The sequence below is a fragment of the Roseovarius sp. MMSF_3350 genome, assembly GCF_030733425.1.
Taxonomy (GTDB): domain Bacteria; phylum Pseudomonadota; class Alphaproteobacteria; order Rhodobacterales; family Rhodobacteraceae; genus Roseovarius.
This window is the reverse complement of sequence record NZ_JASHIZ010000010.1, coordinates 34,422-58,514: the sequence shown is the minus strand read 5'-3', so window position 1 is coordinate 58,514 and position 24,093 is coordinate 34,422. Positions and strand designations below refer to the sequence as shown.

The following is a 24,093-nucleotide window of genomic DNA, read 5'->3' as shown; positions in this document are numbered from 1 at the left end:
TAAGTTTTTTTGATGATTGCCTGTTGACGGCTCGTCGGAACTGCCCTAGCGTCGGGTCAATAGATAAGTCGGCCAGTCCGGCAGGGAGAATTGGGAAAGAGGCCTTTCGGGTCTCTTTTCCTTTTTGGCGAGATGCGTTCTTGTGTCTTTTCAACGAGATAGCCATGTCGCGCCAAGGCAGGACGGCGGCGAAAATCCGCCTTGCACCGAAAGGGGCGTTACGGTTTTATCCTGACACTTGCAATCACCCATGTTAGAGCGCACGCAGCTTGATTTCAGACAAGACAACGGGGTCCACATGACCAGACTTTTGCACACCCTTCCCTTTCTCGTTCTGCTGGGCGTCGGCTCGGCGCTGAGCGCGCAGGAAACGGAAGAAATCGAAGGCGCGACGGACGGCGCCGAAGCGGCCGAGACGGAAGCAACGGAAACGGAAACCACCGAGACGGAAACCGGGACCGAGACAGAAGCGCAGGCCGAAACCGACGGCGCGGAGGAACCCGCCGCCGACACCGCGGGCGAGAGCGACGCGGCGAGCGGGCTGGATCTGGGCCGCGAAGCGCAGGAAGATCCCTCCTATATCAAGGAGACCTTCGGCGACTGGCAGCTTCAGTGCTTCCGCAGCGAGGCCGGTGAGGACCCCTGCCAGATGTACCAGCTTCTGCGCGAGGAAGGCGGCAACCCGGTGGCCGAGTTCAGCCTGTTCAAGCTGCCCAGTGACGGCCAGGCCGTGGCGGGTGCCACGATCGCGGTGCCGCTGGGCACGCTGTTGCCGCAGGGCCTGAAGATCTCGGTCGATGGCGGCAAGGCCAAGAACTACAACTACTCGTTTTGCTCGATGGGCGGCTGTTTCGCCCGCATCGGATTTACCCAGGCCGACATCAACGCGTTCCAGGCCGGCGCTGCCGCGCGCCTGACGCTGGTGCCGGCGCAGGCGCCGGACCAGGTGGTCGAGATCGAGGCGTCGTTGTCTGGCTTTACCGCAGCCTACAACGAGGTGTCGGTGCTGGACGAGTAAGCCGCATCAGTCACAAACGAGATTGAGATGCGCCGCTCCTGACCTGGGGCGGCGCTTTTTTTTCTGCTTGTGACGGCCTGACCTTGACCAAGGGCAAGCGCGGGGCACCGTGTCCGCTAAGACCCTTAATTACCACAGTCACGAAGCGCCTGCGCGGAACGAGGGCGAAGCCCGCCGCGCATCGCCGGGCCGTCCCCCGGCACGGCGATCTGGCAGGTGGAGTGCCACGCTCTCGGGTTGGATGTGCTTTGCAGGCATAAACTGCCCATCACCATCGCCGGTTCGCCGCACCACGGCCCGTCGATGCGCGTCTCCTCACCGTCTGAAAATAATGGCCGTTCCGTCCGCAAAAACTGACCCTGAACACCAATTGCGGCCGTCAGGCGAACCGCTTGAGTGCCAGCACCGCGTTCAAACCACCGAAGGCGAAGGCGTTCGACAGCGCCACGTCGACCTTTGCCTCGCGCGCCTCGTTGGGGACCACGTCGAGCGCACATTCGGGGTCGGGTTCTTCATAGTTGATGGTGGGCGCAACGATGCCGTCGCGCAGGGCCATGATGCAGGCCAGAAGTTCGACCGCGCCGGTGCCGCCGATGAGGTGGCCGTGCATCGACTTGGTCGAAGAGATCATCAGCCGGTCGGCATGGGCGCCGAAGACATCGGCGACGGCAGCGCTTTCGGTCTTGTCATTGGCGGCGGTGCCGGTGCCGTGGGCGTTGATATAGCCTACCTCGGTGGCGTTGATGCGGGCGTCCTGCAAGGCGCCGGCGATGGCGCGGGAGGCGCCATTCTTCGACGGCATGACGATATCGGCGGCGTCCGAGGACATGGCGAAGCCCGCGACCTCGGCGTGGATCTCTGCGCCGCGGGCCTTGGCATGTTCCAGTTCCTCGAAGACGAAGATGCCGGCGCCCTCGCCCTGCACCATGCCGTTGCGGTTGGCCGAGAACGGGCGGCAGCCGTCCTTGGACATGACGCGCAGGCCCTCCCACGCTTTCACACCCCCGAAGCAGAGCATGGATTCCGAGCCGCCCGCAATCATCACCGGCGTCAGGCCGCCATGGACCATCTGGAAGGCCTGCGCCATGGCGTGGTTCGAGGACGCGCAGGCGGTGGAAACGGTAAAGGACGGGCCCTTGAGGTTGAATTCCATCGACACGTGGCTGGCCGCGGCGTTGTTCATCAGCTTGGGCACGACGAAGGGGTGAACGCGGTTCTTGCCCTCTTCGTAGACCGAGCGGTAATTTTCGTCGAGCGTGGTCATGCCGCCGCCCGAGTTGCCCAGCACCACGCCCGAACGCGCGGCCAGCTCGCCGTCGAATTTCAGGCCCGACTGCGCGATGGCCTCGCGCGCGGCGAGCAGGGTGAACTGGGTGAAGCGATCGTAAAGCGCAAGCTCCTGACGGTTGAAGCGCGCCTCGGGCTCGTACTCCTTGACCTGGCCCCCGATCTTGATCGCAAGGCGGTCGACGTCGCGGATATCAAGCTCGGAAATGCCCGAGCGTCCCTCGCGCATGGCCTCCAGCGTTTCCGCAACGTTTGCCCCGAGCGCGTTGATCGTGCCCGCGCCTGTTATGACGACCCGCTTCACGCCTTCTGTTCCGCCACCAGCTTCTCGATTCCCGCCACGATGGAGGCGACCGACGAAATGTCGAAATCGCTTTCCTGCGGCGCGTTGGCGTTGAAGGGCACGGAGATGTCGAACGCTTCCTCGATGGCGAAGATGCTTTCCACGAGGCCGAGACTGTCGATGCCGAGCTCGTCCAGCGTGCTGTCCATCGTGACGTCAGACGGCTCCAGCACCGCCTGTTCGGCAATGATCTCGATGACCTTGTCCTTGATTTCCATGCTGCACCCCGTTCTTTCCGCAAACCGCTTTAGTCAACCTGATCCGGTTTTGAAACAGCTTTCTTGAGGTCAGCCACGTCGGCAAAGAGCCGCTTGAGCCGTCGCAGGCCTTTGAAGACCTCCATCGTGGATTCCATTTTCATCGCCGGATAGCCCAGCATGACGCGCCCGGCGGGAACATTGGCCAGAAGCTTGGTGCCGCCGCCGGCGATGACGTTGTCACCGATGAAAATGTTGTCGGCCACGCCCACCTGCCCGGCCAGAACGACGTTGTTTCCGACCTTGACCGACCCGGCCAGCCCAACCAGCCCGCAGAGCAGGCAATCGTTGCCGATGACGCAGTTGTGGCCGACCTGCACGAGGTTATCGATCTTGGTGCGGTCGCCCACCACGGTGTCGCGGATGGTGCCCCGGTCGACGGCGGAATGGGCGCCGACCTCGACATCGTCGCCGATGCGCACGGCGCCAAGGCTGTGGATGCGGACATAGGATTGCGATGCGATATCGCCTTGGTCGCCCAGGGACTGGCGCGCCCGCTCCACGCCCGAGACATCCGGCGTGACGTAGGAAAACCCGTCCGCCCCCACCACCGCGTTGGGCTGGGCAATGAAGCGTTCGCCGATGACGACGCGGGCGCAGATGCGCGCGCCTTCCCGCAGAAAGGCTTTCTCGCCCAGCACCGCGTCGGTGCCGACAAAGCTTTGCGGTCCGATGACGCTGTGCGCGCCGATGCGCGCGCCGGCGCAGATCACCGCCAGAGGACCGACCGAAACATTCTCGCCAAGTTGCGCGGTCTCGTGGATGACGGCCGAAGGGTGGATGCCCTCGTCCCAGCCCTGGCCGGGGTCGAACATGGTGCTGAGTCCCGACATCACGTAGCGCGGCCGTGGCGCGACGATAGCGGCGGAAAGTCCGAGCGCCTGCCAGTCGGCCCCGTCCCAGACGAGCGCGGCACGGGCCGCGCCCTGCGATAAATTCCGGGCATATTCAGGCTTCATGGCCAGGGCGAGGTCGTCTGCCGTGGCATCGGCAGGCTCGGAGACCCCGGTGACGGTCACGGTGACATCGCCCAGGGCGGTGGCCCCGAGTGCATGCGCGATTTGCTCGATCGTGTAGGACATGTCCGACCCCTTGCGTTTGGGGCCGGTTTATCCCCGAACGCCGGGCAGCGAAACCCCTGCCTGTTCCAGTGCGGACCAAATCTGCGCATCACGCCCATAGACATCCGCACGGTAATTGGTGTGTCCCTTGGGAGAGGTCACGGCGGTACGGTAGATGATGTGCACCGGCACGTGGGTTTCCAGATCGACCTTGGTTTCACGGCCCGTATTCAGGATGCCGTGGAACTTGCCCCTGGGGTCTGCCTCCTGCACGGCCAGCAGCGTATAGGCGAATTCGAAGGGCTGGTGCAGGCGGATGCAGCCGTGGCTGTAGGCGCGGGTTTCATGGTCGAACAGGTGCTTCTGCGGGGTATCGTGCAGGTAGATGTTGTACTTGTTCGGGAACATGAACTTCACCAGTCCAAGCGCGTTGCTGCTGGACGGCGGCTGCTTGATGGCGAAGGGAAAGTTGCGGGCATTGTATGCGCCGAAATTGATGCTGGAGCGGCTGACCACGCGGCCGCGGCTGTCGACCAGGCGAAGGTGACCTGCCGCGTTGCGGTTACGCTTCATCTGCGGCAGGTATTCCTTGACGGCGATCGAACGCGGGACGTGCCATGTCGGGTTGATGATCATGTGCTCCATCTCGTCCGAGAATTCGGGGCTTTGCCGGTCCGAGGCCTTGGCGCCGATCACCGCGCGGGTGCGGAAGGTCTCGATGTCGTCATCCATGATGCGGGCGGAGAAATCCGTCAGGTTCACCAGGATATGGCGCTTGCCCCGGCCCTGCGGCAGGTTCAGCCAGCGTTCGCGCTCCATTGCCACGATGACCGATTTCAGGCGCTCCTCGGCGGTGGTGTTGATCTGGTTGAGCGTGCTTTCGCCAGCGACGCCGTCGGGCTCCAGCCCGTGATCGCGCTGAAAGTCCATCACGGCCTTCTGGATGGTGACGTCATAGCTTTGCGTCGCGGTGCGCCCCAGGTAGCCCTGGGCCATGAGCCGGTTGCGCAGGGCGGTCACGGCGGCGCCTGTGGCGCCCGGCTCGAGCTTGCCGCCCGGCACGGTCGGGCCCCAGCCCCCCTCGGCGACCAGGGCTTCGAGCCGCATCTTTTCCTTCATCAGGCGTTTATACTCGTTGGTCGAGGGGGCCAACTGGCGGATGAACTGGCGCGGCTCGCGGCTGGCGGCAAAGGCGGTCAGGGTGCGGGTGCGGTCGTAGTCGCGCAGCTCGCGCTTGATGGCGGGGACCACGCGGCGCGGATCCAGCACGCCGGTGCGCATGTCGTCGGCCAGGTTCAGGAACGCCTTGCTGAGCGCCACCTCGGCAAAGCCGATATCGCGCGGGGTGCGGGCGGCGCGCAGCATGTTTTCGAGCGCGTCGATGTCATAGCGCGACTGCGGCAGGCCGTGGGCGGATACAGTCTCGAGCGCCAGAAACAGCGCCTGGCGGCGTGGACGGTGGACGGTCTCGTCGGTCCAGATTCCGCGAAAGCCGGTGCTGCGATAAAAGGCGGCAAGATCGCGGTCATCGGAGGCGGCCTCGGCGACGGCCTGCTTGAAGGCGGTGACTTGCGCCGAGGCGGGCTGTGGCGCGGACACCCAGAAGACAACCGCCATGACGGCGCTGAGGATGGTGGTGAAAATGCTGGTGTGCCCGAAGATGCGCAACGCGCTGCTCATGCCGTTCTCCAAATCGTCGATTGCCCTGCGTGCACAACAAGCGCACGCGATCATTAGTTCCTATGGCAGGAGGAACTGTCCAATCACAATTGGTTTTAAACGCAAAATTCGGCACATGTTGCAGCCAGGACGCGGAACGGCGCGCGCTTGCAAACCACGCCTGACCGAAATTTGCGCAAATTCTTGCCGAAAACCCATGCGCCATGGAACCCTCGGGCATTCACCCCTTGGTAACCGAATCCCGATATGCAATAACACTCCTACATCTGGGGATGAGATGAACAGAGCCGCTACTTAACGCGGCAACAGGCAAGCGACGGGACAGGCGCTAACAACATGACCGATCAAAGCTCGACGAGCGTAACGCGGCGTGCGTTACTGGGTGCATTTGCAGCTACGACAGTGGTCGCAGCACCAACGTTTTCCAACGCAGCAGGGTTCCTTCGGGGCGCAGGCGACATTCGCCGCCTGACCATGGCCTCGCCCCGCACCGGTGAAAAGATCGACACGATCTACTGGATCGAAGGGGAATACATCAAGGACGCGGTCCAAGAGATCAACCTCTTCATGCGCGACTGGCGCACCAACGACGTCCACCACATCGACATGCGCACGATGGACATCATGGCAGCGGCCCACAACCTGATGGATGTGAACGAGCCCTACCTTCTGCTCTCCGGCTACCGCAGCCCCAAGACAAACGCGATGCTGCGCTCGCGCTCCAGCGGTGTGGCCAAGAATTCGCGCCACCTGCAAGGCCAGGCGGCGGACCTGCGGATGCACTCGCGCTCGGTCAACCAGATGTTCCGTGCGGCTTCGGCCTGTCGCGGCGGCGGAGTGGGCCGTTACTCGGGCTCCAACTTCGTGCACATGGATTGCGGCCCGGTCCGCAGCTGGGGGCGGTAAGACCCGCGCGACGAAACGCAAATATGTCTGTTCAGCACCGGCCCCGCGAGGTCGGTGTTTTTGTTTTCGGACGGGAGATCCCGGATCAGGTCCGGGATGGGCTGGCGCTGGTTTTGTCCGGCACGACTCTCACGCGGACGTCATCCCGGACTTAATCCGGGATCTCTTGCCGTTCTCGACGGGCCGCGGCGCCCCTACCCCAGCCTGGCCATCCGCGCGTCGCGCAGGCGGGCGAAGTCGTCGCCTGCGTGATAGGACGACCGCGTGAGCGGCGTGGCCGAGACCATCAGGAAGCCCTTGCCATAAGCCGCCTTTTCGTAGGCCGCGAACTCGTCGGGATGCACGAAGCGGGCGACCGCATGGTGCTTGGGCGTGGGCTGAAGGTATTGGCCGATGGTCAGAAAATCGACATCGGCGGCGCGCATGTCGTCCATCACCTGGTGCACGGCCTGACGCTCTTCGCCCAGGCCCACCATGATGCCGGACTTGGTGAAGATGCCCGGATCGAGCTCCTTGACGCGTTGCAGCAGGCGCAGGCTGTGGAAGTAGCGGGCGCCGGCGCGGACCTCGGGATAAAGACCCGGCACGGTTTCGAGATTGTGGTTGAAGACATCCGGTTGCGCCGCGACCACGACCTCGAGCACAGCCGGGTCGCAATGGAGGAAATCCGGCGTCAGGATCTCGATCGTGGTGCCGGGCGAGCGGTGGCGGATGGCGCGGATGGTCTGGGCGAAATGCTCGGCCCCGCCGTCGGTGACATCGTCGCGATCCACCGAGGTGATGACCACGTGATTGAGCCCCAGCTTCTGCACCGCGTCGGCCACGCGCCCCGGCTCGAACGGGTCGAGATCCTCGGGCGGCTTGCCGGTGGCGATGTTGCAGAACGAACAGGCGCGGGTGCAAACCTCGCCCATGATCATCATGGTGGCATGCCCCTGGTTCCAGCATTCGCCGGCATTGGGACAGCCCGCTTCCTCGCAGACCGTGACCAGCTTGTGCTCGCGCATGATCCGGTGGGTTTCCAGATAGCCCTTGCCGACCGGCGCCTTGACGCGAATCCAGTCGGGCTTTTTCGGTTGGGCGTTGTCGGGCCGGTGCGCCTTTTCAGGATGGCGCTGGTCCGGGATCTTGAGATCGCGCACGAATTTTTCCCCGCAAATCCTTTGGTAACACACTCTATTTATAAGTCACCGCGGTGGGAAGTTCCAGTGATGCAAACCCGTCATGCAAGTGACGAATTCGCGCGTAACGAGTGTCCCACCTCCCGCCGTCCCAGCAAGGACGGTATGCGCCCGTGCCCCGTCCGCGCGGGCGCCTTGCACCGGGCGGTATGGCCGGTTGCGCGTGCGCCGCGCCGCTTTATGCTGGCGCGCGAGGCATGAGGCGGGGACAGGATGGATTGGCAGCGGCACCGGCGCGAGGCGCACCGACTGAGCCAGACGCAGGAATACTTGAAGCAGATCGTCTATGGCGGCAATGACGGGATCGTGACCACCTTTGCCATCGTGGCAGGTTTCGCCGGCGCCCAGGCCGAGGGCGTGGCGCAGATCGGCGGCGTGGCGGTTCTGGTCTTCGGCCTTGCCAACCTTTTTGCCGACGCGATCAGCATGGGGCTGGGCGAATTCCTGTCGCTGCGGTCGCAGCACGACCTCTACCGCGCGCGGCGCACCAGCGAGCTGCGCGAGATCGCGGCCGATCCCGAGCATGAGCGGATGGAGCTTTTCGAGATTTTGCGCCAGCGCGGCCTGCCCGCCGGAGAGGCCGACACGGCGGCCACGATCATGTCGAAACATCCCGAGATCATGGCCGACCTGATGATGACCTACGAATTCGGGATGCAGGACCCCGACGAGGACAGCCCCGTGCTGAGCGGGCTCTTCACTTTCGGCTCGTTCATCGTGTTCGGGGCGATTCCGCTGTTTCCCTATTTCGTTCTGGAGGCCACGCAGACGACCTTTCTGCTGTCGATCGGGACAACAGCGGCGGCGCTGGTGGCGCTTGGCATGCTGCGCTGGAACGCGACGGGCGAACGGATGGGCCGCTGCGTGGGCGAGACGCTAATGGTGGGCGCGATCTGCGCGGTCGCGGCCTTCGGCGTCGGCTGGCTGGTGGGCGGCTGAGCCGCGCCTGCCCCGTCCCTACCCCATCAGGCCCGCGCTGTCGCCCAGCTCTTCGTAATGCCGCTTGAGCCTTTGCAGCGCGATGCGCAGCACGATCTTGCCCGAGCGGGCCGACCAGCCGAGCTTCTTCTCGGTCGTCTCGAGCCCTTCGAGAAAACAGCAGCAGCGCAGCGCCACATCCGCCAGCCCGGGCCCGAGATCGCGCAGTGCACCGATCACGCGGGTCTGTGCAGCCTGGGCAGAGCCGTTCCGCGGCGCCGCGGTTGCAAGCGGCGCGGCGCCGGTCAGGATGTCCGGCCAGGCGTCGCGGGGCATTTCGTTCAACAGCGCCATCTCGTAATCCTCGCGCAGGCGTTCGCCGGCGCGGACGAGTTCGGCCGGCAGAAAGCGGCTGCCGTCGCGGTTGCGGCGGCGTGACAGTAGGATCAGCGGCGACTCGGCGATGCCGTAGCGGATGCGGCGCCGCTCTTGGGCGTCGTCTTCGTCGGCCGTGCCGGCGTCGGGTCGTCCGAGGAATGCGGCCTGGCTTTCCTCGAACCCCTGCGCGTTGTTCTCCGCCTGCGCAATGAGTTGCCCGAGCGCGCTGCGCCCTGCCCCGGTGATGGCATAGCGCGAGATCCGGCCGGGGCTGTCGCAGCTGATCCAGGATTTCAGCGCCAGCGCCTCGGCGATGTCGCGGTCGACCACCGCCGTGCGGTTCTGCCCGGCCTCGGATTCGCGCACCACGACGGCCTTGTCCATTTCCGTGGCCACGGCCAGCACGGCGCCTCTTTCGCACAGTCGGCGCAGCACGCGCAGCGCTTCGCGGTTGAGGCGGGTTTCGGTCAGGGTGGTCTTGCTTTCGGAAGGTGTCAGGGGCGCGGTCATGCGGGTCTCCTTGCTGCACGAACCGGCATCGGCGTGGGACATGACCTGAGCGCCGAGGCGGCGCAGCGCCTCGTCGACGAGATGATCGTCGCGCAGCGCCTCCAACGCACGGACCTGTCGGGAGACGGTGGAAGCATGACAGCCGAGCTTTCGGGCCAGCGCCCGGATCAACGTGCCGCCCTCGATATGGGCGAGATAGGTGATGGCCGCCGTCGGCACCCATGACAGATCTTGCGAGGCGGGAGGGCCCGCCATGCGTGTATCGCTCATCCGTTTCCCTCCTTGGCCCGATCTCTTGCGACAGGATCAGTTGTCCCCAAAACGCCCACAGAGTTATCCACAAGCAGAATGCAACCTATAGGCGACTTTGTTACCAGTTCGTTAATTTAAAGCCAGTTCGGCAACAGTGGTTTCCAGGGTGTAAACAATTGGCAACAGCGCCGAGCGCAACCAACCGGATTCGCGCAACGCCCACGTGCGTCATGGCACCAAGTATGCCTGACAAACGAAAAAGGAGTGCGACGCCATGACCGACCTGCTTGCCCATCTCGAAACGCTGAAGCGGCCCCGCCTTTTGATCAACGCGGCGCGGATCGGGGCCGCGCAGTATCGCCGGGACATGCACTTGGCGCGGCACCTGGAACACGGATCGGTGCCGGGACACCGCGCGGCGCTGGCGCAGTTGATCGGGCTCGAGGCGGAGCTGGACGCGGCGCGGCGGGCACGGCAGGCGGACTATGCCGTCGCGCGGCATCTAGACGTGCTGATCGCCTTGATGGGAGAGGCGCGGCTGCTGCGCGCCGAGACGGCCGACCCGGCCACTGCACCGGCGCAGGCGGCAGAGCCCGCGCCGGTGGGATGACAGTTCAGGAAAAGGCGTCGGGCATCGAGGCCTTTTTCTCGGCGACATAGGCGTCGAGCGCCTCGAGCACGCCGGGGTCGAGATGAGGCTGCTGGTAGTTCGCCAGCTGCTTTTCGACCCGGGTTGCGGCCAGCGCCATGGTGTCCTGCGCGCCCTCGTCGGCCCATTGCTCGAACGGTTTGTAGTCGAGCATTTCCGAGCGCCAGAAAGCGGATTTGAAGTTCGCCTGTGTATGGGCGCAGCCAAGGTAGTGCCCGCCGGGGCCGACCTCGCGGATGGCATCCATCGCCTGGCCGTTCTCGTCGGTGTAGATGCCCTTGGCGAGGTGGTGGTAGACGCCCAGCTGGTCGGCATCCATCACGAACTTCTCAAACGAGGAGACCAGCCCGCCTTCGAGCCAGCCGCAGGAGTGCAGCATGAAATTGACGCCGGAAAGAAGGCCCATGTTGAGGCTGTTGGCGGTCTCGTAGGCGGCCTGCGCATCGGGCAGCTTGGAGCCGTTGAACGACCCCGCCGAACGGTAGGGAAGCCCGAGGCGCCGGGCGAGTTGCCCCGCGCCATAGGTGATGTGCGCGGCCTCTGGCGTGCCGAAGGTGGGCGCGCCGGAGTTCATGTCGATCGAGGTGACGAACGCGCCCATGATGACGGGTGCGCCGGGATTGCAGAGCTGGTTGAAGGCCACGCCGGCCAGCGCCTCGGCCAGAACCTGCGTCAGGGTGCCGGCCACGGTCACCGGCGCCATGGCGCCACCGACGATGAAGGGCGAGACGATGCAGGCCTGGTTGTTCTTCGCGTAGACCTCCATCGCGCCCATCATCACCTCGTCGAAGGTCAGCGGCGAGTTGATGTTGATGAGCGAGGTCATCACGGTGTTCTGCTGCACGAAATCCTTGCCGAAGAGGATGCCGCACATGTCTACGCTGTCCTGCGCGCGGGAAGGCTCGGTCACCGAGCCCATGAAGGGCTTGTCCGACAGCACCATGTGGGCGCGCAGCATGTCGAGGTGCCGCTTGTTGACGGGGATGTCGGTGGGTTCGCACACGGTGCCGCCCGAATGGTGCAGCCACTTGGACATGTAGCCCAGCTTCACGAACTTCTCGAAATCGGCCATCGTCGCGTATCGCCGGCCGCCGGCGCTGTCGCGCACGAAGGGCGGGCCGTAGACCGGAGCGAAGACGAGGTTGTTGCCGCCCACCACGACATTGCGCTCGGGGTTGCGGGCGTGCTGGGTGTACTCGGACGGCGCGGTCTTGATCAACTCACGCGCGAGGCCGCGGGGAATGTGCACCCGCTCGCCCTGCACGTCGGCGCCCGCGTCCTTCCACATCTGCAGGGCGCGCGGGTTCTCGACGAAATTAACGCCGATCTCTTCCAGAACGGTTTCGGCGTTGTGCTCGATCATTTCGAGCGCCTCGTCGTTGAGGATCTCGTAGTTCGGGATCTTGCGCTCGATATACTTGGCGGTTTCGATGCTGACGGCGGTACGCTCTGCGCGGCGGGCTGCGCCGCCTCCGCCCCGGGCCCGTCTGCGAGCTGCTGCTTCGGCCATATTCTGGTTCCCCAACGTGGACTTGCACCCATGACAGGGTGCGACTGTCCCCTTAAATATCCACTAACGCGACCGAGTCGCGGGAGATTTGCGCCGTTTCACGGTCTATAACGACATTCGGCGGGGATGAGAGCTGGCGGCGGACAGGTGCGCGTGGGCTCTCGCCCACCCTACGCGATGTGATGGTGCGTCATGTTCATGCGAGGCTGGGTCACGCACGCTCAAACCTGTTGCATCGCACACGGGCTTTTCATATGGCCTCTGCATGATCGAACATGACCGCCTCCTCATCATCGACTTCGGCAGCCAGGTGACGCAGCTGATCGCGCGCCGCCTGCGCGAGCTAAGCGTCTATTGCGAAATTCACCCGTTCCAGAACGTCACCGACGATTTCCTCAAGGAGTTCGCCCCCAAGGCAGTGATCTTTTCCGGCGGTCCCGACACGGTAACGCGCGACGGCGCGCCGCGCCCACCGGAATCGGTCTATGACCTTGGCGTGCCGATCCTGGGCATCTGCTATGGCCAGCAGGTCATGATGCAGGACCTGGGCGGGCGCGTCGAAGGCGGCAAGATCTCGGGCGGCGGCGGCACGGCAGAGTTCGGCCGCGCCTGGGTGTCGCCCACGGACGAGCGCATCGACCTGCTGGCGGGCTGGTTTTTGGGCGAGCGCGAGCAGGTGTGGATGAGCCATGGCGATCACGTGGCCGAACTTGCGCCCGGTTTCGCGGTCTATGGCACCTCGCCGCACGCGCCCTTTGCCATCACCGCCGATCTTGAGCGGGATTTCTACGCGGTTCAGTTCCATCCGGAAGTGCATCACACGCCCAATGGCCGCACGCTCTACGAGAATTTCGTCAAGCGTGCGGGGTTCAAGGGCGACTGGACCATGGCCGCCTACCGCGAGGAGATGGTCGAGGCGATCCGCGAGCAGGTGGGCGACTCGAAGGTCATCTGCGCGCTGTCGGGCGGCGTGGACAGTTCGGTGGCCGCGGCGCTGATCCACGAGGCGATCGGCGAGAACCTCACTTGCGTCTTCGTCGATCATGGCCTGCTGCGCCTGAATGAAGGCGAAGAGGTCGTGGGCATGTTCCGCGATCACATGAACTTGCGCGTGATCCACGCTCAGGAGCAGGACCTGTTCCTGGGCGAACTGGACGGCGTGTCGGACCCCGAGACCAAGCGCAAGATCATTGGCAAGCTCTTTATCGACGTGTTCCAGAAATACGCCGACGAGATCGAGGGCGCGGCATTCCTCGCACAAGGCACGCTCTACCCGGATGTCATTGAATCGGTCAGCTTTTCCGGCGGCCCCAGCGTGACGATCAAGAGTCACCACAATGTCGGCGGCCTGCCCGAGAAGATGGGGCTCAAGCTGGTCGAACCGCTGCGGGAGCTTTTCAAGGACGAGGTGAGGGCACTGGGCCGCGAACTGGGCCTGCCTGACAGTTTCATCGGCCGACACCCCTTCCCCGGCCCCGGCCTTGCCATCCGCTGCCCCGGCGAGATCACCCGCGACAAGCTGGAGATCCTGCGCAAGGCGGATGCCGTCTATATCGACCAGATCCGCAAGCACGGGCTTTACGACGAGATCTGGCAGGCCTTCGTCGCGATCCTGCCGGTGCGCACCGTGGGCGTTATGGGCGACGGGCGGACCTATGACTATGCCTGCGCCCTGCGCGCGGTCACGAGCGTGGACGGCATGACCGCCGATTACTACCCGTTCAGCCACGATTTCCTGGGCGAGACCGCGACGCGGATCATCAACGAGGTCGAGGGTATCAACCGGGTCACATATGACATTACCTCGAAGCCACCGGGCACCATCGAATGGGAATGACCGAGACGGCGGAGCCTGCGCCGCAGGTCCTGCGGGCGGGGCTGTTCATGATGGGTGCCGTGGCATCCTTCACCCTGATGGCGGTGGCAGGGCGAGAGGTGAGCTTCGAGCTTGATACCTTTGAAATCATGATGTTTCGCAGCATCGTGGGGTTGGTGGTGGTACTTGCTGTCGTGCTGCTGACCGGGCGGCTGCACGAATTGCCGACGCAAAAGACCGGAACGCATCTGCTGCGCAACGTCTTTCATTTCACCGGTCAGAACCTGTGGTTCTTCGCGATCACCATGATCCCGCTGGCGCAGGTCTTCGCGCTGGAATTCACCACGCCGTTGTGGGTGCTGATCCTGTCGCCCCTGATGCTGGGCGAGCGGATGACGCGCATCCGCGTGATCGCGGCGGTGCTGGGGTTCATCGGCATCCTGATCGTCGCCCGGCCCAGCCCCGAGACACTGAATATCGGCACGCTGGCGGCGGCCGCCTGCGCCATCGGGTTCGCGGGCACGTATATCTTTGCCAAGCGGTTGACGCGGACGGAGACGTTGGCCTGCATCCTGTTCTACATGACGTTGATGCAAGTGGTGTTCGGGCTGATCTGCGCGGGCTATGACGGTGATATCGCCCTGCCCTCCGCCCAAAGCCTGCCGTGGCTGGTGGCGATCGGCATCTGCGGGCTGACGGCGCATTTCTGCATCACCTCGGCGCTGGCGCTGGCCCCCGCCACCCTGGTCAGCCCGATCGACTTCATGCGGCTGCCGGTAATCGCGATCGTGGGCCTGCTGGTCTATGACGAGGCGGTGAGCGTGTTCGTCTTCGTCGGCGCGGTCCTGATTTTCGGGGCCAATTACCTGAACCTCTGGGCCGAGACCCGCAAGAGGTGAACGCTTCGGTTCGGTTGAGACCGAAGCTGTGACATTCTTGCACGCACGTCCCCTGCTCCTCGACTCATGACGTCGGGTAAAAATTGACCGGTTTTCACACGTAACAGTAGTGTGAACTCAATGTTCTGGAGGAGAGGAACTCATGAAAAAACTGGCACTGGCCGCCACCACTCTCGGCCTTGCGACAGGCGCCGCCCACGCGGGCGGACTGGACCGCAGCTATACCCCCATCGACCCGCTGTTCGAGCAAGGCAACTATGCCGAACTGTCCTATGGCTTTACCATGCCCGACGTGACCGGCTCGGACTTGCTGGGCAACCCGATCAGCAATGTCGGCGGTGACTACGGGCAGGCCGGGTTCGCGGTGAAGCTCGACTTCAACGACAAGCTGTCGCTGGCGATGATCTACGACCAACCTTATGGCGCGGACGTGCGCTATGGCGGCAGCCCGGCGACGACGCTGCTGGGCGGCACGCGGGCCGACGCCGAGACGCACGCCCTGACCACGCTCGTGCGTTACAAGATCACCGATCGGTTCTCTGTCTACGGTGGTCCCCGCTTCGTGACCGCTGGCGGCGGGATCACCCTGTCGGGCCTCGCCTATGGTCCGCTGAACGGCTATAACGTGGAATTTGCCGACACCACGGGTGCGGGCTATGTCGCTGGTGCGGCCTATGAAATCCCCGATATCGCCCTGCGTGCTGCTCTGACATACCACTCGTCGGTCGACATCTCGCTGAGAACGACGGACAACATCGGCACCCCGGTCGGGATCACCGAGTCCGAGCTTCCGCAGAGCGTGGAACTGGCGGTTCAATCGGGCATCAACCAGAGCACCCTGCTTTTCGGGTCCGTGCGCTGGTCCGAGTGGGAAGCGTTCTCTCTGGACCCGCCGAACCCGCTGGTGCCGAACCTGGCCGAACTGGACAACGTCGTCACCTACGAGATCGGCGTCGGCAAGCGTTTTACCGAAAAGTTCTCGGGCAGCGTGTCGGTTTCCTATGAGGATGGCGGCAGCGACGACCTGGTATCGCCCCTGGCCCCGACCAGCGGCCAGATCGGGCTGACCGTGGGCGGCGAGTACAAGATCAACGACAAGATGGATGTCTCGGGCGGTATCCGTTACACGTGGCTGGGCGACGCGCAACCCGAGACCGGCACACCGGACACGGCACGCGGCAATTTCGACAACAACTCCGCCATCAGCCTGGGCTTGAAGTTCGGCTATCACTTCTGAGCTTTCACGCAACGAAAGATCGGAAAACCCCGCCGACCACTCCGGCGGGGTTTTTCTTTTGGCCTATCGCTTTGAGGTTTGACGCCTGCCGCAGCGCTGTCTACCAAAGCGGCGATAAGGAGAGGCCGGACCATGATTTATCAGACCGCGCAGGACTGGCGCGATGCGCCGCACAAACGGGTGCTGTTCTACGGCATGTCGGGCCTGGGCAAGACCCACCTGTCGAACATGCTGCGCGATGCGGGCGACTGGTTTCACTATTCCATCGATTACCGGATCGGCACCCGCTATATGGGCGAGCTGATCGCCGACAACGCCAAGGCGCACGCGATGAAGGTGCCGTTCCTGCGCAACCTGCTGATGACGGACTCGATCTATATCGGGTCGAACATCACGTTCGAGAACCTGTCCCCGGTCTCGACCTACCTGGGAAAACCGGGCGATCCGGACAAGGGCGGATTGCCGATCGACGAATACCGCGTGCGGCAGGAACAGTTCCGCCGGGCGGAGGTGAACGCGCTGATGGATACCGGCCATTTCATCGAGCGTGCCGGGCGGCTGTATGGCTATCCGCATTTCGTCTGCGACACCGGCGGATCGATCTGTGAATGGGTGGATGGAGACGATCCGGACGATCCGATCCTGACGGAACTGTCCTCTCACTGTCTTTTGATCGGGCTGAAGGGCGACGAGGCGCACCGGCAGGAACTGATCCGCCGGTTCGACCGTGCGCCCAAGCCGATGTGCTACCAGCCAGAGTTCCTGGCCGGCGCCTGGGCGGAATACCTTAGCGAAAACAACGTTAAGGAAGGCGATGTTGAACCCGATCACTTCATTCGCTGGACCTATGCCCGCGCGCTGGCCCACCGCGCGCCGCGCTATGCGGCGATGGAGAAATGGGGCATCACGCTCGACCATGACGAGGTGGCGCAGGTCACAACCGCGGACGGGTTCGAGGCGCTGGTCGCCCGGGCCCTTGAGCGTAGCGGATAAACAGTTATCTATCGCGGATTCCCGATACAGGTTCCCCAATGCCCATAAAGATCCCTGCCAGCCTGCCCGCCTTTGACGTCCTCACCCGCGAGGGCGTGATGGTGATGGACGAGGATCAGGCGGCGCGGCAGGATATCCGGCCCCTGCGGATCGGGCTGCTGAACCTGATGCCCAAGAAGATCCAGACCGAGAACCAGTTCGCGCGCCTTATCGGCGCGACGCCGCTGCAGATCGACCTGAGCCTGATCCGCATGTCCCAGCATCGTACCAAGAACACTGCGGCGGATCACATGGAAAGCTTCTATCGCCCCTTCACCGAGGTCGAGGCGACGGGCGAGAAGTTCGACGGGCTGATCATCACCGGCGCGCCGATCGAGCACCTGGAGTTCACCGATGTCACCTATTGGGACGAGCTGATGCGCGTCTTCGAGTGGACCCAGACGCACGTGCATTCCACTTTCGGCGTCTGCTGGGGCGGGATGGCGATGATCAACCATTTCCACGGCGTGAAAAAGCACCTGCTGGAGGCCAAGGCGTTCGGTTGTTTCCGGCACAGCAACATGGCGCCGGCCTCGCCCCTGTTGCGCGGATTTTCCGACGATTGCGTGATCCCGGTCAGCCGCTGGACCGAGATGCGCCGCGCCGAGATCGAGGCGGTGCCGGGGCTGGAGATTCTCCTGGACAGCGACGAGGTCGGCCCCTGCCTTGTGCGGGACGACACGGCGCGCGCGCTTTATATCTTCAATCACCTGGAATATGACAGCGACACGCTGAAACAGGAATACGACCGGGACGTCTCCCAGGGCACGCCGATCAACGTGCCGTGCAACTATTACCCCGGGGATGATCCGAGCTGCCCGCCGCAGAACCGCTGGCGCAGCCATGCGCACCTGCTTTACGGCAACTGGATCAACGAGATCTATCAGACCACCGCCTTTGATATGCAGCAAATCGGGCTAGGTTCCCGCCGGTAGGTGGCAAGGATCGTTCGGGGAGCGGGTTTGGACATGAAACGCAAGCTGGTACTGGCGGCGCTTGGCGCCGTGGCATTGCTGTCGAGCTGCGCCGGGCTGGCCGAGGTCAAGGAACGCTCGGCCGAGGATGCCCACCCGCCGCTGGGCCGCCTTATCGAGGTGGACGGCACCCGCGTGCATGTCTGGGTCGAGGGGTCGGGGCCGGACGTGGTGCTGATCCACGGTGCGGGCGGCAATTTGCGTGATTTCACATTCGACCTGGCGAAACGGCTGACGCCGCGCTACCGCGTCATTGCCTTCGACCGGCCGGGCCTGGGGTATACCGAGAGGCTGCCGGGCTATGGCGGGGTGGGCAGCACCGAGGGCGAGTCCCCGCGCGAACAGGCGGCACTCTTGCAAAAGGCCGCCCGCCAGATCGGCGTGCGGCGGCCCGTGGTGGTGGGCCACAGTTTCGGCGGGGCCGTGGCGCTGGCCTGGGGGCTGAACGCGCCACAGGAGACCTCGGCGCTGGTTCTGCTGGCGAGCGTGTCGAACCCCTGGCCCGGCGAGCTTGGCACCTTCTACAACGTGACCGGTACCGCCCTGGGCGGGGCGGCGGCGGTGCCGCTCATCACCGCGCTGGCGTCGGCAGAACGGGTGCAGCGCAGCATCGCGGGCACCTTCGCGCCGCAAGAGCCCCCGCGCGGCTATTCGGACTATCTCGGCCCCGGCCTGACCCTGCGCCGCGAGACGTTGCGGGCCAACGGCCAGCAGGTGCTGGGCCTGCGCCCGCATATCGTGGCGATGTCGCAGCAATATCGCGACGTGCTGCGGATGCCGGTCGAAATCGTGCATGGCGATGCGGACGACACCGTACCGCTGGAGGTACACTCGATCCCGCTGTCGAAACAACTGCGCAATGGCAATCTGACCGTTCTGGAAGGCGTGGGCCACATGCCGCATCATGTCCGGCCCAGGGCGAGTGTCGCGGCAATCGACCGCGCGGCCTCTCGCGCCGGATTGCGTTAAGCCGCTTAACATCTCATAGTTGCCCCGAAATCAAGGGAGTGGCCCATGAAGCTGCCTTTCGACGGCGCGATCAGCACCTATTTCAACTCCGAGGCCCCCGAGGAGGTGCGCAACGCCATCCGCCGGGCCGACAAGGGCGATATCCTGTCGCCTGATTACCCGCATTCCGACCGGATGCCGCGCAAGGCCTACGATCAGGATCTGCACCGGCTTCAGATCGAACTGGTCAAGTTGCAGGCCTGGGTCAAGGAAAGCGGCGCGCGGGTCGTCTGCGTCTTTGAGGGCCGCGACGCGGCCGGCAAGGGCGGCACGATCAAGCGGTTCCGCGAAAACCTCAACCCCCGCGGCGCGCGCGTGGTCGCCCTGCCCAAGCCGACCGAGACGGAAGCCACGCAATGGTATTTCCAGCGCTATATTGATCACCTGCCGGCGGGCGGCGAAATGGTGTTCTACGACCGGTCCTGGTACAATCGCGGGGTGGTGGAAAAGGTTTTCGGTTTCTGCACCGACGACCAGCGCGAGCATTTCTTTCACCAGGTCGGCGATTTCGAAAAGATGCTGGTGGACGAGGGCATCCACCTCTTCAAGTTCTGGCTGAACGTGGGCCGCGCCGAACAGCTGCGCCGGTTCATGAAGCGCGAGAGCGACCCGCTCAAGCAATGGAAGCTCAGCTGGATCGACGTTGAGGGCCTGAAGAAATGGGACGCCTATTCCGAGGCGATATCCGAGACGCTGGCGCGGTCGCACAGCACGCACGCGCCCTGGACCATCGTGCGGTCCGACGACAAACGCCGCGCGCGGACCGAGGCGATGCGCCACGTGCTGCGGCACATCGACTATGATCGCAAGCTGCCGAAATCGGTGGGCAGTCCCGATGCGTCCGTCTGCGGCGGGCCCGAGATCTGGGATGCCTAAGCGCGGCTATCACCACGGCAACCTGCGCCAGGCGCTGGTCGACGCCGCGCTGACCTTGATCGAGGAAAAAGGCCCGACCGGCTTCACCCTGTCGGAGGCCGCCAAGCAGGCGGGCGTGACCCCGGCGGCGGTCTATCGCCATTTCAGCGGGCGCGAGGACCTCATCGCCGAGGCGGCGCGCCAGGGATACGAGATCTTCGCGGACGTGATCGAATACGCCTATGGCACCGGGCGGACTGCGCTCAGCGCGTTTTCCGCCACGGGCCGCGCCTATCTCGCCTTTGCCCGGAAATACCCCGGCCATTACATCGCGATGTTCGAAAGCGGAATCTCGGTCAATCGCAACGCCGATCTGGCCGCCGTGTCGGGCCGCGCCCGCGCCGTGCTGGAACGCGCGGCCGAGGGCTTGTCAGCCCATATCCCGCCGGACAAGCGCCCGCCCACCGCGATGGTCTCGGCCCATGTCTGGGCGCTGAGCCACGGCGTCGTCGAGCTTTTCGCCCGCAACTCGCCCGGCACCCAAAGCCCCTTCCCGCCCGAGGACCTGCTGGAATCCGGCATCGGGATCTACCTGCGTGGATTGGGGCTGTTGCCGCCGGACCAATAGGACCCGCCCCCACTCTTCTTCTGTCCAAAGATATCCCGGGGGTTTGGGGGCTGGCCCCCAATTGGACCCGTGTTTGGGGGATTGCACCCATAAGGGCCTGCGTTCGACGCTCACCATGCCGCAAAAGAAAAGGGCCGCCCACCCGGACGGCCCTTTCCTAAATTCTGAACCCAAAGCTTAACGCTTGGAGAACTGGAAGCTCTTGCGGGCCTTGGCGCGGCCGTATTTCTTGCGCTCCACCACGCGGCTGTCGCGGGTCAGGAAGCCTGCGGCCTTCAGCGGCGAGCGCAACGACGGATCGTAAAGCTGCAGCGCCTTGGAGATGCCGTGTTTGACAGCCCCGGCCTGGCCCGACAGGCCGCCGCCCGAGACGGTCGCCATGACGTCGAACTGGTCCTCGACGCCGGCCACCGTGAACGGCTGGCGCAGGATCATCTGCAGCACCGGGCGGGCGAAGTACTTGTTCATTTCCTTGCCGTTCACGGAAACCTTGCCCGAGCCGGGCTTGATCCAGACGCGGGCGACCGCGTCCTTGCGCTTGCCGGTGGCATAGGAGCGGCCCAGCTCGTCGCGGACGGGTTCGCGGGGCGCCTGTTCGGGCGTGCCCTGGACACCGCCGATATCGTCGGTGACGGCTGCTTCGAGACCGTCGAGTGTTTTGATTTCGTCAGCCATGTCTCTTACACCCGCGTGTTTTTCTTGTTCATGGATTTCACATCCAGCACTTCGGGGCTTTGCGCCTCGTGCGGATGCTCGGTGCCGGCGTAGACGCGCAGATTGGTCATCTGGCGGCGTGCAAGGCGGTTCGACGGCAGCATGCGCTTGACGGCCTGCATGACGACACGCTCGGGGTGCGCGCCTTCCAGGATTTCCGCCGTGGTGCGCGACTTGATCCCGCCCGGGTGGCCGGTGTGCCAGTAGTTCGGCTTTTCGCGCTTGTTGCCGGTCAGCTGCACCTTGTCGGCATTGATGACGATGACGTTGTCACCCATGTCCTGGCTCGGTGTGAAGCTGGGCTTGTGCTTGCCACGCAGGCGCGTGGCGACGATCGAGGCAAGGCGGCCGAGAACGATGCCGTCGGCGTCGATCACGATCCACTTCTTGTCGATATCTGCCGGTGTTGCAGAAAAGGTTTTCATGGTCTTGTCCCCAAGGGTCAGAGGGTCATTATTCGGATTGCGGGGTTATATAGGCTTCGCGGAACTGTTCAAGCGGGAAATGCGGTATATTTCCATTCAAAAACAATCGCTTGTCATTTAGGTATCATTTTACCCCATATGGAGTTCTTGATTCACGACCCCGGTCCGCCGCTGGCGACCCTGCTGCTGCTGGCCCTGTCGACGGCGCCTGGCATGGCGCAGAAGATCGTGGTCTGATCGGCTTTGGCCTCGGCGGGGTGCGGGCGGATTGCTTTAGGATCAGACGCCGATGCCTTCGGGCGGGTTGTCCAGCAGGCGGCGCAGGCGCTGCATCGCGGCCTCGAAACTGTCCAGGCTCACGCCCGCGTTCACGGCCATGCGCACGGCGTGGGGCGAGGCCGCGTCGCGACAGGCGAAATCCTCGGCCGAGCGGACCTGCACGCCCTGCTCTGCCGCCGCCTGGCAAAAGGCGGAGGTGCGCCAGCCCGGCGGCAGGGTCAGCCACAAAAACGGCACGTCGCGGCGCCATTTCACGTCATGGCGGCCCAGCACGTTCAATGCGCATTGAATGTACTCGTCCGACCGTTCGCGCACCGCATCCATCAGCCCGTCGAGCCCGTCATGCGTCAGAAGCGCCGCGATCAGGTCCGAGATCGGCGTGGCGAGGCCGAAGAACGAGGATTCGACCGCCCGGCGCAGCGCCATCGACTGCCCCTCGGGCGCCAGCGCAAAACCGACGCGCAGCGCGGGCGTGAGGGATTTCGACAGCGACGCCACGTACCAGCCGCGCTCGGGCGCCAGCATACGGTAGGCCGGGGCCTGGGACGGGCCGATACGGTAACAATCGTCCTCGAGGATTTGCAGGTCGCAGCGGCGGGCGACCTCGACGATCTCGTCGCGGCGCTTGGCGGGGGTGAAAACGCAGGTGGGGTTGTGCACCTCGGCGGAGGTGAAGAGCATCTGCGCCTGGTGCTTGTGTGCCGCGGCCTCCAGCGCGCCGGGATTGAGGCCATGGGCGTCCATCGTCACCGGGATCACCTCGGCCCGCATCAGGTCGGCGGCGCGGCGGACGCCGGGATAGCACAATTCCTCGACCAGGATCGTTGGGCGGCGGCCGCAAAGCACGGTCTGCATGATCAGGGTGATCGCGTTCTGCCCGCCATGGGTCAGTACCACGTCATCCTCGGTGAAACGCCCCAAGGGAACGCGCGACAGGAACCGTGCCGCGGCGGCGCGGGCGGGCTGCATGTTGCGGCGGCTGGGATAATGCATGACACCCGAAGGCGGATCCTCGGCGATCTGCGCCAGAAGCTGCCGGATCAGTCGGGCCTGCCCCACGCTGGGCAGATGCGGCGAGATCATGTTGACGGCATAGCCGTCGCCGCCCGAATTGTGCTCGACGGTGTCGGCCTCGATCGGGAAGTAATCCGGCGGGATCGGTTTGGGCTCGGCCACGAAGGTCCCCCGCCCGACCTCGGCCACCAGCGTGCCGTCATCGGTCAGCCCTGAATAGGCCCGCGCCACAGTGCCCGGCGTGATCCCGAGACGCCAAGCGAGGTCGCGCACGGGCGGCAGCTTGTCCCCCGGCACGAGGCTCTGATTGCCGATCCCGGCGCGGATGGCCTGGATCAGAGCCTTGTATTTGGGGCCTGCCCCCTCGGCGAGGTCCGGCGTCCAATTTGTACCCATGACAATATTTCCGTGGATTCAGAGTTTGTGGCAATGTATCACTTTATTGTGGCAATCACACGTTATTGTGTCAATACAATTTAGGAAGAAAGGACATCGCCATGACCAGTTTCACCCACACCGACCGCCCGGCACTCGAGGGGCTGTCTGCCCGCACCACCCTGCCCGCCCTGTCGCTGATCGCGGTAAAGCTGGCCTGGGCCTATGTCCTGTGGTCGCAGCGATATGAAAGCCGGAAACACCTGGCGCGGCTGGACGATCACATGCTGCGCGATATCGGCCTGACCCCGCGCGAGGCCGACATCGAAGCGCGCAAACCCTTCTGGAGGCCGTAATCGTCCCCGATACGGATCTCTTCCACCTGGGCCGGGGTCACTCCCGGCCCTTTTTTCAGGGCTTGGGGGGAATCGAATACGTCAGGCTGGCCCGCGCCACCGGCTGGTCGAATCCGTCCGAGAAGATCAGCACGTCGCCCACGGCCAACACGCGCCCCAGCTTCAGCAGCCGGCAGTCGGCAATCAGGTCGGTATTGGCGGCGGGCTTGCGCATGAAGTCGATGGAGCAACTGGTGGTGACCGCCAACGCCTCGCGCCCCGTCATGCTGAGCACCGCCATGTATACGGCCACATCCGCCAGCGCGAATATCGACGGGCCCGACACCGTGCCGCCGGGGCGCAGATGGCGGTCGTCGACGTTCAGGCGCACGCGCAGCGCCATGTCCTCCAGGCTGTCGATGGTGAAATCCCCCTTCACCTGCGGGAAGACCTCGTCGATATAGGCCATGAGATCGGTTGCATTCAGTTTCAGCGGCATGCTTTCCTCCGTGCGCGTGCCGGCGTAAAAAGGCACAAGCCCGGAGGAGGATC

Annotated in this window: 24 protein-coding genes; 13 read left to right on the top strand and 11 right to left on the bottom strand. The window is 64.3% G+C overall.

Going from position 1 to position 24,093, the window contains the following annotated elements:
• Positions 1–298: 298 nt before the first annotated feature.
• The gene (locus RBB31_RS11180; RefSeq protein WP_306129376.1) at positions 299–1,018 is read left to right on the top strand and encodes an invasion associated locus B family protein; all 720 of its coding nucleotides are present in this window, start codon (positions 299–301) and stop codon (positions 1,016–1,018) included.
• A 379-nt stretch (positions 1,019–1,397) separates the two neighbouring features.
• Here RBB31_RS11180 and RBB31_RS11175 read toward each other — a convergent pair whose 3' ends face one another.
• The 4 genes from RBB31_RS11175 to RBB31_RS11160 are packed head-to-tail and all read right to left on the bottom strand — an operon-like array spanning position 1,398 to position 5,646.
• Positions 1,398–2,609: a beta-ketoacyl synthase gene (locus RBB31_RS11175; protein WP_306129375.1), complete on the bottom strand. Its 1,212-nt coding sequence runs from the start codon at positions 2,607–2,609 to the stop codon at positions 1,398–1,400.
• Positions 2,606–2,866 (bottom strand): acyl carrier protein, encoded by a 261-nt coding sequence (locus tag RBB31_RS11170; RefSeq protein ID WP_306129374.1) that lies wholly within the window; start codon positions 2,864–2,866, stop codon positions 2,606–2,608. The genes RBB31_RS11175 and RBB31_RS11170 overlap by 4 nt, the downstream gene beginning before the upstream one ends.
• Before the next feature lie 29 nt (positions 2,867–2,895).
• Positions 2,896–3,987 carry a UDP-3-O-(3-hydroxymyristoyl)glucosamine N-acyltransferase gene (gene lpxD / locus RBB31_RS11165; protein ID WP_306129373.1) on the bottom strand — a complete coding sequence of 364 codons (1,092 nt, stop codon included), beginning with the start codon at positions 3,985–3,987 and terminating at the stop codon, positions 2,896–2,898.
• A 27-nt stretch (positions 3,988–4,014) separates the two neighbouring features.
• Positions 4,015–5,646, bottom strand: a complete 1,632-nt coding sequence (locus RBB31_RS11160; RefSeq protein WP_306129372.1) for a murein L,D-transpeptidase — start codon at positions 5,644–5,646, stop codon at positions 4,015–4,017.
• Positions 5,647–5,982: 336 nt separating this feature from the next.
• Here RBB31_RS11160 and RBB31_RS11155 point away from each other — a divergent pair, with 336 nt between their 5' ends.
• Positions 5,983–6,552, top strand: a complete 570-nt coding sequence (locus tag RBB31_RS11155; protein ID WP_306129371.1) for a DUF882 domain-containing protein — start codon at positions 5,983–5,985, stop codon at positions 6,550–6,552.
• Positions 6,553–6,746: 194 nt separating this feature from the next.
• On the opposite strand, the gene lipA is transcribed toward RBB31_RS11155, so the two are convergent.
• On the bottom strand, positions 6,747–7,694 hold the full coding sequence (gene lipA, locus RBB31_RS11150; RefSeq protein WP_306129370.1) for a lipoyl synthase: 948 nt from the start codon (positions 7,692–7,694) through the stop codon (positions 6,747–6,749).
• A 252-nt stretch (positions 7,695–7,946) separates the two neighbouring features.
• On the opposite strand from lipA, the gene RBB31_RS11145 reads away from it, so the two are divergent.
• Positions 7,947–8,672 carry a VIT1/CCC1 transporter family protein gene (locus RBB31_RS11145; protein ID WP_306129369.1) on the top strand — a complete coding sequence of 242 codons (726 nt, stop codon included), beginning with the start codon at positions 7,947–7,949 and terminating at the stop codon, positions 8,670–8,672.
• An 18-nt stretch (positions 8,673–8,690) separates the two neighbouring features.
• Here the strand turns inward: RBB31_RS11145 and RBB31_RS11140 are convergent, their stop codons facing one another.
• On the bottom strand, positions 8,691–9,809 hold the full coding sequence (locus tag RBB31_RS11140) for a DUF6456 domain-containing protein (RefSeq protein WP_306129368.1): 1,119 nt from the start codon (positions 9,807–9,809) through the stop codon (positions 8,691–8,693).
• A gap of 256 nt (positions 9,810–10,065) precedes the next feature.
• On the opposite strand from RBB31_RS11140, the gene RBB31_RS11135 reads away from it, so the two are divergent.
• A complete protein-coding gene (locus RBB31_RS11135; protein ID WP_306129367.1) occupies positions 10,066–10,401 on the top strand; it encodes a DUF6477 family protein in 336 nt (111 codons plus the stop codon).
• Between the two features lie 4 nt (positions 10,402–10,405).
• On the opposite strand, the gene RBB31_RS11130 is transcribed toward RBB31_RS11135, so the two are convergent.
• A complete protein-coding gene (locus RBB31_RS11130; RefSeq protein ID WP_306129366.1) occupies positions 10,406–11,950 on the bottom strand; it encodes a trimethylamine methyltransferase family protein in 1,545 nt (514 codons plus the stop codon).
• Between the two features lie 265 nt (positions 11,951–12,215).
• On the opposite strand from RBB31_RS11130, the gene guaA reads away from it, so the two are divergent.
• The 8 genes from guaA to RBB31_RS11090 all read left to right on the top strand — a co-directional run bounded on the left by guaA (position 12,216) and on the right by RBB31_RS11090 (position 20,399).
• Positions 12,216–13,787, top strand: a complete 1,572-nt coding sequence (guaA, locus tag RBB31_RS11125) for a glutamine-hydrolyzing GMP synthase (RefSeq protein WP_306129365.1) — start codon at positions 12,216–12,218, stop codon at positions 13,785–13,787.
• Positions 13,778–14,665: a DMT family transporter gene (locus tag RBB31_RS11120; RefSeq protein WP_371931320.1), complete on the top strand. Its 888-nt coding sequence runs from the start codon at positions 13,778–13,780 to the stop codon at positions 14,663–14,665. Before guaA ends, RBB31_RS11120 begins: the two co-directional genes overlap by 10 nt.
• Positions 14,666–14,807: 142 nt before the next feature.
• Positions 14,808–15,902: an OmpP1/FadL family transporter gene (locus tag RBB31_RS11115; protein ID WP_306129363.1), complete on the top strand. Its 1,095-nt coding sequence runs from the start codon at positions 14,808–14,810 to the stop codon at positions 15,900–15,902.
• A gap of 132 nt (positions 15,903–16,034) precedes the next feature.
• Positions 16,035–16,895: an ATPase gene (locus tag RBB31_RS11110; RefSeq protein ID WP_306129362.1), complete on the top strand. Its 861-nt coding sequence runs from the start codon at positions 16,035–16,037 to the stop codon at positions 16,893–16,895.
• Between the two features lie 38 nt (positions 16,896–16,933).
• Positions 16,934–17,869 (top strand): homoserine O-succinyltransferase, encoded by a 936-nt coding sequence (gene metA / locus RBB31_RS11105; protein ID WP_306129361.1) that lies wholly within the window; start codon positions 16,934–16,936, stop codon positions 17,867–17,869.
• 33 nt (positions 17,870–17,902) lie between these two features.
• Complete coding sequence (locus RBB31_RS11100) at positions 17,903–18,877, top strand: alpha/beta fold hydrolase (RefSeq protein ID WP_306129360.1); 975 nt, start codon at positions 17,903–17,905, stop codon at positions 18,875–18,877.
• Between the two features lie 45 nt (positions 18,878–18,922).
• Positions 18,923–19,792, top strand: a complete 870-nt coding sequence (ppk2, locus tag RBB31_RS11095; RefSeq protein ID WP_306129359.1) for a polyphosphate kinase 2 — start codon at positions 18,923–18,925, stop codon at positions 19,790–19,792.
• Positions 19,785–20,399 (top strand): TetR/AcrR family transcriptional regulator, encoded by a 615-nt coding sequence (locus RBB31_RS11090; protein ID WP_306129358.1) that lies wholly within the window; start codon positions 19,785–19,787, stop codon positions 20,397–20,399. The genes ppk2 and RBB31_RS11090 overlap by 8 nt, the downstream gene beginning before the upstream one ends.
• Before the next feature lie 177 nt (positions 20,400–20,576).
• Here the strand turns inward: RBB31_RS11090 and rpsI are convergent, their stop codons facing one another.
• The 3 genes from rpsI to RBB31_RS11075 all read right to left on the bottom strand — a co-directional run bounded on the left by rpsI (position 20,577) and on the right by RBB31_RS11075 (position 23,227).
• A complete protein-coding gene (gene rpsI / locus RBB31_RS11085; RefSeq protein ID WP_306129357.1) occupies positions 20,577–21,074 on the bottom strand; it encodes a 30S ribosomal protein S9 in 498 nt (165 codons plus the stop codon).
• Positions 21,075–21,079: 5 nt separating this feature from the next.
• Positions 21,080–21,538, bottom strand: a complete 459-nt coding sequence (rplM, locus tag RBB31_RS11080; RefSeq protein ID WP_306129356.1) for a 50S ribosomal protein L13 — start codon at positions 21,536–21,538, stop codon at positions 21,080–21,082.
• 279 nt (positions 21,539–21,817) lie between these two features.
• Positions 21,818–23,227, bottom strand: a complete 1,410-nt coding sequence (locus RBB31_RS11075; protein ID WP_306129355.1) for a PLP-dependent aminotransferase family protein — start codon at positions 23,225–23,227, stop codon at positions 21,818–21,820.
• A 101-nt stretch (positions 23,228–23,328) separates the two neighbouring features.
• Between RBB31_RS11075 and RBB31_RS11070 the strand changes: the two genes are divergently transcribed.
• Positions 23,329–23,562 (top strand): DUF1127 domain-containing protein, encoded by a 234-nt coding sequence (locus tag RBB31_RS11070; protein ID WP_306129354.1) that lies wholly within the window; start codon positions 23,329–23,331, stop codon positions 23,560–23,562.
• 55 nt (positions 23,563–23,617) lie between these two features.
• Here the strand turns inward: RBB31_RS11070 and RBB31_RS11065 are convergent, their stop codons facing one another.
• Positions 23,618–24,040, bottom strand: coding sequence for a PaaI family thioesterase (locus RBB31_RS11065; RefSeq protein ID WP_306129353.1), 423 nt, complete (start codon positions 24,038–24,040; stop codon positions 23,618–23,620).
• Between the last annotated feature and the right edge of the window lie 53 nt (positions 24,041–24,093).

What these genes read in the sequence shown, in the direction of transcription:
- RBB31_RS11140 (WP_306129368.1), bottom strand. Translation starts at nt 9,809, where the DNA reads ATGAGCGATACACGCATGGCGGGCCCTCCCGCCTCGCAAGATCTGTCA.
- RBB31_RS11070 (WP_306129354.1), top strand. Translation starts at nt 23,329, where the DNA reads ATGACCAGTTTCACCCACACCGACCGCCCGGCACTCGAGGGGCTGTCT.
- RBB31_RS11110 (WP_306129362.1), top strand. Translation starts at nt 16,035, where the DNA reads ATGATTTATCAGACCGCGCAGGACTGGCGCGATGCGCCGCACAAACGG.
- RBB31_RS11090 (WP_306129358.1), top strand. Translation starts at nt 19,785, where the DNA reads ATGCCTAAGCGCGGCTATCACCACGGCAACCTGCGCCAGGCGCTGGTC.
- RBB31_RS11120 (WP_371931320.1), top strand. Translation starts at nt 13,778, where the DNA reads ATGGGAATGACCGAGACGGCGGAGCCTGCGCCGCAGGTCCTGCGGGCG.
- RBB31_RS11135 (WP_306129367.1), top strand. Translation starts at nt 10,066, where the DNA reads ATGACCGACCTGCTTGCCCATCTCGAAACGCTGAAGCGGCCCCGCCTT.
- ppk2 (WP_306129359.1), top strand. Translation starts at nt 18,923, where the DNA reads ATGAAGCTGCCTTTCGACGGCGCGATCAGCACCTATTTCAACTCCGAG.
- RBB31_RS11170 (WP_306129374.1), bottom strand. Translation starts at nt 2,866, where the DNA reads ATGGAAATCAAGGACAAGGTCATCGAGATCATTGCCGAACAGGCGGTG.
- lpxD (WP_306129373.1), bottom strand. Translation starts at nt 3,987, where the DNA reads ATGTCCTACACGATCGAGCAAATCGCGCATGCACTCGGGGCCACCGCC.
- RBB31_RS11130 (WP_306129366.1), bottom strand. Translation starts at nt 11,950, where the DNA reads ATGGCCGAAGCAGCAGCTCGCAGACGGGCCCGGGGCGGAGGCGGCGCA.
- RBB31_RS11075 (WP_306129355.1), bottom strand. Translation starts at nt 23,227, where the DNA reads ATGGGTACAAATTGGACGCCGGACCTCGCCGAGGGGGCAGGCCCCAAA.
- metA (WP_306129361.1), top strand. Translation starts at nt 16,934, where the DNA reads ATGCCCATAAAGATCCCTGCCAGCCTGCCCGCCTTTGACGTCCTCACC.
- RBB31_RS11155 (WP_306129371.1), top strand. Translation starts at nt 5,983, where the DNA reads ATGACCGATCAAAGCTCGACGAGCGTAACGCGGCGTGCGTTACTGGGT.
- rpsI (WP_306129357.1), bottom strand. Translation starts at nt 21,074, where the DNA reads ATGGCTGACGAAATCAAAACACTCGACGGTCTCGAAGCAGCCGTCACC.
- guaA (WP_306129365.1), top strand. Translation starts at nt 12,216, where the DNA reads ATGATCGAACATGACCGCCTCCTCATCATCGACTTCGGCAGCCAGGTG.
- RBB31_RS11115 (WP_306129363.1), top strand. Translation starts at nt 14,808, where the DNA reads ATGAAAAAACTGGCACTGGCCGCCACCACTCTCGGCCTTGCGACAGGC.
- RBB31_RS11100 (WP_306129360.1), top strand. Translation starts at nt 17,903, where the DNA reads ATGAAACGCAAGCTGGTACTGGCGGCGCTTGGCGCCGTGGCATTGCTG.
- rplM (WP_306129356.1), bottom strand. Translation starts at nt 21,538, where the DNA reads ATGAAAACCTTTTCTGCAACACCGGCAGATATCGACAAGAAGTGGATC.
- RBB31_RS11065 (WP_306129353.1), bottom strand. Translation starts at nt 24,040, where the DNA reads ATGCCGCTGAAACTGAATGCAACCGATCTCATGGCCTATATCGACGAG.
- RBB31_RS11145 (WP_306129369.1), top strand. Translation starts at nt 7,947, where the DNA reads ATGGATTGGCAGCGGCACCGGCGCGAGGCGCACCGACTGAGCCAGACG.
- RBB31_RS11160 (WP_306129372.1), bottom strand. Translation starts at nt 5,646, where the DNA reads ATGAGCAGCGCGTTGCGCATCTTCGGGCACACCAGCATTTTCACCACC.
- RBB31_RS11180 (WP_306129376.1), top strand. Translation starts at nt 299, where the DNA reads ATGACCAGACTTTTGCACACCCTTCCCTTTCTCGTTCTGCTGGGCGTC.